The 8,122-nt window shown below is 35.7% G+C and carries 11 protein-coding genes and 1 pseudogene; 7 read left to right on the top strand and 5 right to left on the bottom strand.

The annotated features are described in order from the left end of the window. Positions 1-400 precede the first annotated feature (400 nt). Positions 401-643, top strand: coding sequence for a hypothetical protein (locus B3143_RS00580; RefSeq protein ID WP_004785989.1), 243 nt, complete (start codon positions 401-403; stop codon positions 641-643). A 92-nt stretch (positions 644-735) separates the two neighbouring features. On the opposite strand, the gene B3143_RS00575 is transcribed toward B3143_RS00580, so the two are convergent. Beyond that, positions 736-1,077, bottom strand: coding sequence for a hypothetical protein (locus B3143_RS00575; protein WP_104426155.1), 342 nt, complete (start codon positions 1,075-1,077; stop codon positions 736-738). A gap of 581 nt (positions 1,078-1,658) precedes the next feature. Here B3143_RS00575 and B3143_RS00570 point away from each other — a divergent pair. The 4 genes from B3143_RS00570 (at position 1,659) to B3143_RS00555 (ending at position 3,413) form a co-directional block, all read left to right on the top strand. Then, positions 1,659-1,805, top strand: a complete 147-nt coding sequence (locus B3143_RS00570) for a hypothetical protein (protein WP_004785985.1) — start codon at positions 1,659-1,661, stop codon at positions 1,803-1,805. Positions 1,806-2,354: 549 nt separating this feature from the next. Beyond that, positions 2,355-2,645 (top strand): type II toxin-antitoxin system HigB family toxin, encoded by a 291-nt coding sequence (locus B3143_RS00565; protein WP_004785981.1) that lies wholly within the window; start codon positions 2,355-2,357, stop codon positions 2,643-2,645. Between the two features lies 1 nt (position 2,646). Beyond that, entirely contained in the window at positions 2,647-3,048 is a 402-nt protein-coding gene (locus B3143_RS00560) for a helix-turn-helix domain-containing protein (RefSeq protein ID WP_004785978.1), read from the top strand. A 212-nt stretch (positions 3,049-3,260) separates the two neighbouring features. Beyond that, positions 3,261-3,413 carry a hypothetical protein gene (locus B3143_RS00555; protein ID WP_004785976.1) on the top strand — a complete coding sequence of 51 codons (153 nt, stop codon included), beginning with the start codon at positions 3,261-3,263 and terminating at the stop codon, positions 3,411-3,413. A 97-nt stretch (positions 3,414-3,510) separates the two neighbouring features. Here the strand turns inward: B3143_RS00555 and B3143_RS00550 are convergent, their stop codons facing one another. The 3 genes from B3143_RS00550 to B3143_RS00540 form a co-directional block, all read right to left on the bottom strand. Then, positions 3,511-4,809 carry a Y-family DNA polymerase gene (locus B3143_RS00550; RefSeq protein WP_286739127.1) on the bottom strand — a complete coding sequence of 433 codons (1,299 nt, stop codon included), beginning with the start codon at positions 4,807-4,809 and terminating at the stop codon, positions 3,511-3,513. Next, entirely contained in the window at positions 4,806-5,363 is a 558-nt protein-coding gene (locus B3143_RS00545; protein WP_004785972.1) for a LexA family protein, read from the bottom strand. The genes B3143_RS00550 and B3143_RS00545 overlap by 4 nt, the downstream gene beginning before the upstream one ends. A gap of 119 nt (positions 5,364-5,482) precedes the next feature. Beyond that, positions 5,483-6,118, bottom strand: a complete 636-nt coding sequence (locus tag B3143_RS00540; RefSeq protein WP_004785971.1) for an SOS response-associated peptidase — start codon at positions 6,116-6,118, stop codon at positions 5,483-5,485. A gap of 320 nt (positions 6,119-6,438) precedes the next feature. Between B3143_RS00540 and B3143_RS00535 the strand changes: the two genes are divergently transcribed. After that, positions 6,439-6,579: a hypothetical protein gene (locus B3143_RS00535; protein ID WP_004785968.1), complete on the top strand. Its 141-nt coding sequence runs from the start codon at positions 6,439-6,441 to the stop codon at positions 6,577-6,579. 269 nt (positions 6,580-6,848) lie between these two features. After that, complete coding sequence (locus tag B3143_RS00530) at positions 6,849-7,190, top strand: hypothetical protein (RefSeq protein WP_004785967.1); 342 nt, start codon at positions 6,849-6,851, stop codon at positions 7,188-7,190. Between the two features lie 697 nt (positions 7,191-7,887). Here the strand turns inward: B3143_RS00530 and B3143_RS00525 are convergent. Further along, a pseudogene (locus tag B3143_RS00525) lies at positions 7,888-8,122 on the bottom strand (integrase core domain-containing protein); the annotation flags it as partial.

The raw sequence follows: 8,122 nt of genomic DNA, 5'->3' as shown, positions 1-8,122 counted from the left end.
CCTCATGTTTGAATTCGCCATGTATAAGAAATTATAATTTTAAATAATTAATAAAATTCAATATCTTATAAATATAATCATATTTTATACAAGTATCAAAATGTATTTCTAAATTTTATTTTAAATTTAAGTTTACATACAATTTTTTGATTAAGTTATGACTTTAAATGAAAAATAAAATTTATAAAAGATAGAAAGCTTTCAATATGTGTTCATTCTATTATTAAAAGTAATTTATGTTTCTTATAAATCCAGACTTCAATTACTTAACTTACCTTTTTTTACATTGAATTAATATGTAACAGGTAACAACTTGGCGAATTTTTAAAAATAGGTAGAGTAAATATTAAGTCGAAACCTAATCATCGGCGATTTAAAGCAAATAGTAAGGAGTTACATCATGGCTAATAATCAACAGCAAAATCAGCAAGACCAACAGAACCAACAACAACAGCAACAGCAAGACCAACAACATCAGCAAAACCAGAATCAAAATCAGCAACAGCCGAACCAGCAACAACAACAGCCGCAAGGACAGCAAAACCAACAGCGTCAGCAGGGCCAACAGGACCAGCAACGCAATCAGCAACAACAGCAACAGCCACAACAAGATAACCAGCAGCAAAATTTGCGTAATCAATAAGATTAGTCAAAGCTGCAGCGCTCATATCTAAGCTGTGTAATCTCTACAAAAAACCGCCTTTTTTAAGGCGGTTTTTTATTGTTCAGAATAAATCAGCATTGAATATTAGCTTTTACTTTATAAAAGTCGAGCGCATTTTTCAGATCTTTCAGTAGTTCCTGCTCATCATATGCTTGTGGCATCAGTTTTATTAGGGCCGGCATATAATGAGTTTTATATTCTTTAGGATAATCCTCACATAAAATATGTGTTCTTTCCTCAAGACTAATAGTAGAAGAATCTAATTTATCTAAATAAGCACTCAATCGGGCATCGGATTTTTCAAATTGAGCTTTCACTGCTGGATCAGGTTCAGCTGATACATCTGCCTGTTGTTTCTGGCAGCCTGTGATGGCCAATGCCAATAGGGCAATTATGAATAATGATATTTTCATGGCAACAATATATTGTTATCAGTCATTGGAAAAATTATAAAGAGAAATGAGTGAAAGAGCACCTGCCTTTAAACTCATTGACAGCTGAGAAAATAAAAAATGAAAAGGACTTTGATAAAATAAGTAAAATATCTACCAATATGTATAAGTTGCATATCTGCTTTTATGACCCACTTGATTGAATGAAAGCTGAATGAATCAAAGTTTTTTGTATTTAATTGCATCTAAGTTGATGAAAAATAGCCAATAAAATATAAAACATAACCTATATTCAACATTTGGTAAAAAAGCCTCTATATTTCATATACATATTAGATGCATGACAAGTGGTACTTTATCATCACTATAACAACTCAGATAAAATAATTTAAAATCAGCAAGTTAAAAAGCCCTGCTTAATCCAGACAGTTAAGCAGGGCTCATTTTTTAGATCATAAATATGCCAAAAAGTAATGATTCTTCGACATTTATCCTTCACATAAGTTTTCATATACAACATAAAACCTGAAAATACGTTCAAGTGTGAAACATGAATAGATGTTATTTATATATCTCTTTTCATGAAAAGATAGGTTAGAGCTATGATGAGATGTATCTGTGCATTTGGTATGGGTGTCATGGTGGGATGTTGCTTTAAATCTTGCAAAGAAAAAATGTGCCGGATGATGAGCAAGGATCACGGTACCAAAGACCAAGCGCCAAAACATGAAGAGAGTGTACAAATTTAGAGGCTATAGCTTGCCTGTGCAATCGCAGTACAGGTGAGTGATTCAATCGTTTCAAGGTAAATAAATCGTGGAACTGTAAGCCATTATCTTTAAAGCAACAAAGCTCGATCCATGATCGAGCTGTTCACAGTCAGGAGAAACATATGTTCCAATTTATATGTTGTTTATTTGGTCTTCATGGTGCGACTGAAATTGATTATACAGTCGATGATTTCGAAGTCAAAAAGTGTCGTGATTGCTTGAAAGATTTAAATTAACTCTCTAGACCTTCGTGGTTTAGATGGATGTTGAACCCCCGTTCGATTTTAGATTGACGGGGGTTTTCATTTTTTTATCATTGCTATTTGAAAATAGAACCAACATATCCACGCTAATTTATAAATATTGATAGTTAATTAATAAAGATTATTAAAAATAAGGGTTTATTTAATTTTAACTTGTGATTTGATCATAACAATACTCATCTCAACTAAATTCATCCTTTAAGCGTTATTGCAATATGCGATATTTAGGTTATACTTTCAATATAGCAAAATGCGATAAATAATCATGCATGTGATCACTCACGCTCGGATTCTGGAAGCAATGCAAAAGTGGCCACACGCTGAAACTGCATTGGATGGTTGGTATCGACTTATCAAGGCCAATGATCCTAAGGATTTTGCCGACATGAAGCGATTATTTCCCGCAGTCGATAAAGTCGGGAAATTTCATGTCTTTGATATTGGTGGCAACAAGATCAGGTTGATCGCAGTTGTGATGTATCAGGCAAAACGTGTCTATATTCGCCATGTCTTATCCCATCAGGAATATGACAAAGGTCATTGGAAGGAGGCTTAATATGAATGCAATGATTAAACAGGCCGTTGATCACTGGCGTTATGTTGCACCATTGCTTAGCAAGCCAGAAACTGAAGAAGACTTTAATACCCTTACTGAAGCTTTAGATGAACTTCTGGATATTGTAGGTGATGATGAGTCGCATCCCTTAATGGGGCTGATTCTTCAACTGGGTGACTTAGTCTCAGCTTACGAGCATGAGCATTTGCCGATGCCAGAAGGCGATGGACGTACTGCATTGGCTTTCCTGATGGAACAGCATGGCCTAAGCCAATCAGACCTATCTGATATAGCTACCCAGTCGGTCATTTCAGAAATCCTGAACGGTAAACGTCAGCTCAATATCCGTCATATTAAAGCTTTGTCTGAACGTTTTAATGTTTCTGCAGATACTTTCTTTTAAGTAATAAGAAACCAAATTTTAAGATATATGAGCTGTGTTTCCTGAAAGCAGGTTGCACAGCCAGACAGATTTAGATTAGAACAAGAAGTCTATATAAGCTCGGATTAGAAGAATATATGTTTATTAAAATGTATGGAAAACATAAATATTATTGATGTTTAACCTTATATGTCCTAATAATTTTCTAAGCATCTAGAGAAAAGGGAATATATATGACAACTCATGCAGACCACCAAACAGAGCAAGAAGATAATCCGCAAAAAGAATCTAATGATGATAAAGGCAATCAAGCAACCTATAAGGGTGTAAAGCCTGAGAAAAAGCCTAATGCAGAGCCTGAGCATCCGCTGAGGGAGCAAAAGTAAGATATGAATATCAGAAAGCCCTAATTAAATTTAGGGCTTTTTAGATTTTGATTTAAGTCTCGGAAAATTTCTGCTTCACCTTACTGGGAAGATGAAATTAATGATCAATCTTTAACAGTCCATCCCAACTAAAATAATTCTGGCTTAGATGCTGTTGAGACATGGCCCAGCTCCGGTCAGGCATTTTAGTTGCTCCAATTGCCAGCTTTTGATCGCCAAATTTTTCTTTTACTTTTTCTAGCGCTTGTTGAAGCTTCTCATTTCTCTCGATCTGAGCATGATCAGAGAGTAAGTCATAGACATAGGCCGATTTAGGTTCAAGCGCCGTTAAAATAACCCCGCATTTTTTAAACTCTACACCTTCTGAAAACAGCTCATGCATCTGTTGCATCAATGCCCGGTTCATTACAACAGCGGAATCAGTGGGTTCAGGAAAAGCGATATTGATAGATTTATGATAAAAGGATCTGTTCTTGTCAAAAAGATTGGATTGCGCGAAAGCAATGATGCAACCACATAAGGATTGATCTTCTCTTAAGCGTTTGACAGCATTTTGCAGGTAATCACTCATAGCTTCCGTTAAAGCTTCAAGATCCGTCACTCGGGAACCAAATGAGCGTGAAGAAATAATCTGCTTCTTGGGCTGGCACGTCTGTTCAAGTTCAATACAGCAAACTCCCTGTAATTCCATCACAGTTCTTTGCATAACAACTGGAAATAATTTTCCGATTCGATGACAATTAGCCTGAGCTAAATCAAGAACGGTATGTATACCTAAGTTCTTTAACTTTTTACTCTGCTGGCACCCAACCCCCCAGACTTCAGCAACATCAATCAAGCTCCAGAAGTAATTTCTATATTTTTGATTCATAGAAGAAAGATCGCAAACCCCATCAAAGCGTTTGGCTTTCTTGGCCATATAGTTGGCTAATTTAGCTTCGGTTTTGGAACGGCCAATGCCTACACAAACGGGTAGGCCAATCCATTGCAAAATACGCCGTCGCATATCCTGACCATATTCTGTTAAATCATGATTTTTTGCATAAGCTGTAATTTTCAGAAAGCATTCATCTATGGAATAAACTTCCTGTTCACCAGGTGCTACATATTCAGATAGAATGGAATGAAAGCGTTTGGACATTTCTGCATATAGCGCATAGTTACTGGATACCACCTGAACTTGATGCTGTTCGACAATATCGCGAATCTGGAAGAGTGGAACAGCCATTTTAATGCCGAGATCTTTTGCTTCCTGCGAACGTGAAACTACACAGCCGTCGTTATTTGATAACACGATCACAGGTACATGATTCAGTTTCGGACTGAATAGGCGCTCGCAACTGACATAGCAGTTATTGACATCAATCAGCGCATAGATTTCCTGCTGATATTTCATCTGAATTTTTTAATGACGTTGGTGACCACACCCCAGATTTCAAATTGCTGACCTTCTACAGGATGAATATCGGGATAGTCGTCATTCTCGGCTTTTAGCCAGCAACCTTTTACATCGACAATCAGCCGTTTGACCGTAAACTCGCTATCTACACAGGCAATCACAATATCTCGGTGTTGCGCTTCAATGCTACGATCTACAATCAGAGCATCATTGATATCAATACCTGCATTCAGCATCGACAGCGAATTGGCACGAACAATGAAAGTGGCATTGGCGTTATTGATCAGGAATTCATTCAGATCGAGTTTTTTATCAATATAGTCTTGTGCGGGTGAGGGAAAACCAGCCTGAACACGTTCAGTAACTAAAGGAATTTCCATTTGAGTAACGGGATCAAACTGGCGAATATCACTGATTTCATTTTCTTTTTTAAGTGATTTTAAGTATGCTTTGATATCTAGGACTTTAGATTCAGGTACACGAATTACTTTGGTTTCTTCGACCTTTTTTCTGCCTGCACCAATTCTAAAGCCCCCATGCGAATTTGTCATAAATCTGCTACTTCTTGATTGTTGTTACATTAATCAAGATTGTAATGATTGCTTTATTTTTATACAAACAAATTAAATGCTTTAAAATCAGATATGAGTGATTAAATTGCTTTTATATTTCAATTTTCCGACAAACGGGGATCTCGCGGCTTTGCAATAAATTCATCCCGCATTTCGAAGAAAAACTCACTTGCTTCCTCATGATCGCAGTGCAGCCAATCCTGTCTTGACTCTTCCGGTATCACAATAATCGAGCGTTTTTCATCATTCGGATTATGGAATTGTTTCATAAAAGGATGCTGATTTGCATTAATCGTAAGCATTGAAAAAGACCGAACTTTTTCACCCTCAATGATTGCATCATCATAAATGGCTGCAACAGTAAAAGGATCGCCGTCTTCACGAGATATTGCATACCAATGAGATTTGCCATCAATGTATTTGGGTTCATAGAACGTATCTACAGGTACCAAGGCAAACTGATTGTTTTTCCAGGCATGCCGAAAACTTGCTTTTGAGGCAACCGTTTCAGTCCGGGTATTATAAGTATGCCGACCAAATTTTAATTCTTTGGCCCAGGAAGGGATAAGTCCGAAACGTGCGATATCCAGTTCAAACTCGTCAGCACCGCGCATAATGATGGGAGCGGGAGCCAAAGGATATACATGCGTTTTCATATCTAGTTCAAGTTGCTCTTCATGAATGTCTAATAAAGAGAGACGATGTTTTGAGGGAAATTCATAGTTTGAACACATGGGAGAACGCTCTCATGATGATCTATCATGAGAATTAAAATATAAGAGAAATAAGTTCAAAACAATTTGAATATCGTAAGTTGAATTTTAATCAGCAAGCAGGATTTTTATTTTATAAGTATATATTTAGAGCCTAAAAATATTTAACTCAAGAATATTTTAAGTAAATTTAATATTATGAAAAGATTAAAATTTTATTTGATCTATATAGATATACATAATTTAACTTTTTATTTAAAAAAACACTCTAAATGGCTTTGGAAAGCTACAAATATAGATGTTAGTTATATAGGCTTGCAATTATGAGCATGAGGTGAAAAATGAAGTTATTAACGTTAATTGGTGCCGGTGTACTTGCAGGTTATTGTTATAAAAAAATGAAATACAAAAAGGACAGTTCAAACAATGCTGCTCCTCAGAATGAACAGGTAGACAGTCAAGCACCAAATTCTGTTGAATAATCGCTTGAAAGGACCTCACCACTAGCAAGAGAAGGTTGTGAGGTCTCCTATTCTTTCAGTAGAGCCATCTCTGGCAAGTCTTATATAATTTTCAGAACTTTGCTATTTTCAGAGACACAGCAAGCTATTTTAGCTATTATTCCTTTTCATCTATTCTAAATTTTCCTGATTAAATTTATTGATAAAGTTGAATGGTTTACAAAACTATTCATTTTAATAATAGCCATACTTTAAAAATAATGTGATCCTCTTTCTCAGGAGGACAGCTTATGAAAAAACTAATTATCTTGCCTCTTGTAGCTTTAATACTTCTGGGGTGTAGTCAACCAAATACACAGCAAGAAGCTGACTCTAAGATCCTACAGGATGAGGATCTAAAAAAATTTAGGGAAATGGTAAGGAATGCTTTACCGAATTCAGATCTGGTTCAATTTCATCAACAAGAGGGAGAATGTGGTGAGCTTAGTTTCAGAGATAAATCTACGAATGAAATGAAACATCGGAGGTTTATTGTAGTAAATAAAAATATTGTGCTGATTGAAAGACGGCAGATAGATCAGGAATATTTTGACCTTTCATGGAGGAATGCATGTCGAGATTATTTCGGGTAAAGAAAGAATATTTATTAAAATTTTTATTTGAAAATAGTGACCGCTATAATCGAATATCAATAAAAACATTTAATCATTGAGCCACTCTTTAGGGTGGCTTTTTAATGTCTAAATTTCTGAATTTTGTTCGAAATATGATTACTGAGTAGATCGGTATTTCATATACTAGCTTCGTACCAATAAATAGAATATTGATCAATTTATATAGATAATAAACATAAAAATTATTTAAAAAAGGAGCAAAAATTGCTTCTTGAAAGCATAGCTTTTGCTTTAGGTTGTGGATATGTATCTCTTTAAAATATGCGGCATTATTTTCCTTGTCATCCTTGCTGTTTCTCTCATGGTTTTAGGTCTTATTTATCAGGATCCTTTATTTGCTTTGATCGGGCTATTGTTCACGGTTTGCGCAGTATTATTATTTTCCATGATCAAGGAAAGTCTTGCTGACTTTTAGATCACTCATTTCGTTTAAAAGTTTAAAGATTTGGACTAGAGATCAAGGTGAATAGCAGGATGATAGCGATCAATATTATGCACCGAGATGGAGTCAATAATTTGGAAAAGTAATCTTATGAAAGAGTATTCAGATCAATAAGTGGAATAAGGAAGACTTATACAGGCAACCAGTCATGTGGATTAGATTGATAAGATGATCTGAACCGTACCGGGTTTGTCGGAGACTTTTTTATTTAAGTTAGGCCACCTGACCTAACGGGTTAATCTTATCATAGTACATTGCTTCAAACTCAAAAGGCGATACATAACCCAGTGCACTGTGTACACGCTTTTTATTGAACCAATCTACCCAGTTTAGTGTCGCAAGTTATACATCTGCTAAACCTTGCCAATCTGCTTTTAAATATTCAATCACCTCTGTTTTGTATAAGCCATTCACCGTTTCAGCCAGAACATTATCGTATGAATCACCA

Source organism: Acinetobacter sp. UBA1496 (assembly GCF_002324975.1).
Lineage (GTDB): Bacteria > Pseudomonadota > Gammaproteobacteria > Pseudomonadales > Moraxellaceae > Acinetobacter > Acinetobacter variabilis.
This window is presented reverse-complemented; position numbering and strand designations above follow the sequence as displayed.

What these genes read in the sequence shown, in the direction of transcription:
- B3143_RS00545 (WP_004785972.1), bottom strand. Translation starts at nt 5,363, where the DNA reads ATGACAAATTCGCATGGGGGCTTTAGAATTGGTGCAGGCAGAAAAAAG.
- B3143_RS00555 (WP_004785976.1), top strand. Translation starts at nt 3,261, where the DNA reads ATGACAACTCATGCAGACCACCAAACAGAGCAAGAAGATAATCCGCAA.
- B3143_RS00570 (WP_004785985.1), top strand. Translation starts at nt 1,659, where the DNA reads ATGATGAGATGTATCTGTGCATTTGGTATGGGTGTCATGGTGGGATGT.
- B3143_RS00575 (WP_104426155.1), bottom strand. Translation starts at nt 1,077, where the DNA reads ATGAAAATATCATTATTCATAATTGCCCTATTGGCATTGGCCATCACA.
- B3143_RS00535 (WP_004785968.1), top strand. Translation starts at nt 6,439, where the DNA reads ATGAAGTTATTAACGTTAATTGGTGCCGGTGTACTTGCAGGTTATTGT.
- B3143_RS00540 (WP_004785971.1), bottom strand. Translation starts at nt 6,118, where the DNA reads ATGTGTTCAAACTATGAATTTCCCTCAAAACATCGTCTCTCTTTATTA.
- B3143_RS00530 (WP_004785967.1), top strand. Translation starts at nt 6,849, where the DNA reads ATGAAAAAACTAATTATCTTGCCTCTTGTAGCTTTAATACTTCTGGGG.
- B3143_RS00550 (WP_286739127.1), bottom strand. Translation starts at nt 4,809, where the DNA reads ATGAAATATCAGCAGGAAATCTATGCGCTGATTGATGTCAATAACTGC.
- B3143_RS00560 (WP_004785978.1), top strand. Translation starts at nt 2,647, where the DNA reads ATGAATGCAATGATTAAACAGGCCGTTGATCACTGGCGTTATGTTGCA.
- B3143_RS00580 (WP_004785989.1), top strand. Translation starts at nt 401, where the DNA reads ATGGCTAATAATCAACAGCAAAATCAGCAAGACCAACAGAACCAACAA.
- B3143_RS00565 (WP_004785981.1), top strand. Translation starts at nt 2,355, where the DNA reads ATGCATGTGATCACTCACGCTCGGATTCTGGAAGCAATGCAAAAGTGG.